1 rRNA gene (running past one end of the window) is annotated in these 344 nt (G+C 51.7%); it reads right to left on the reverse strand.

Annotation, left to right across the window (positions count from 1 at the left end):
- A 23S ribosomal RNA gene (locus NON16_RS25370) occupies positions 1–320 on the reverse strand (its annotated part extends 423 nt beyond the left edge of the window); the annotation flags it as partial.
- Positions 321–344: the final 24 nt, after the last annotated feature.

A 344-nucleotide genomic window follows, 5' to 3' on the forward strand; every position in this document is an offset into this window, starting at 1 on the left:
ACTCCGTATAGAGTGTCCTACAACCCCAGGAGGCAAGCCTCCTGGTTTGGGCTGATTCCGTTTCGCTCGCCGCTACTCAGGAAATCGCATTTGCTTTCTCTTCCTCTGGGTACTAAGATGTTTCAGTTCCCCAGGTCTGCCTTCTCATATCCTATGTATTCAGATATGGATACTGTCCCATTACGGACAGTGGGTTCCCCCATTCGGAAATCCCCGGATCCATGCTTACTTACAGCTCCCCGAGGCATATCGGTGTTCGTCCCGTCCTTCTTCGGCTCCTAGTGCCAAGGCATTCACCGTGCGCCCTTTCTAACTTAACCATTCATTATTCCACGATCAGCGGC

Source organism: Pseudalkalibacillus decolorationis, from assembly GCF_024609785.1.
Lineage (GTDB): Bacteria > Bacillota > Bacilli > Bacillales > Fictibacillaceae > Pseudalkalibacillus > Pseudalkalibacillus decolorationis.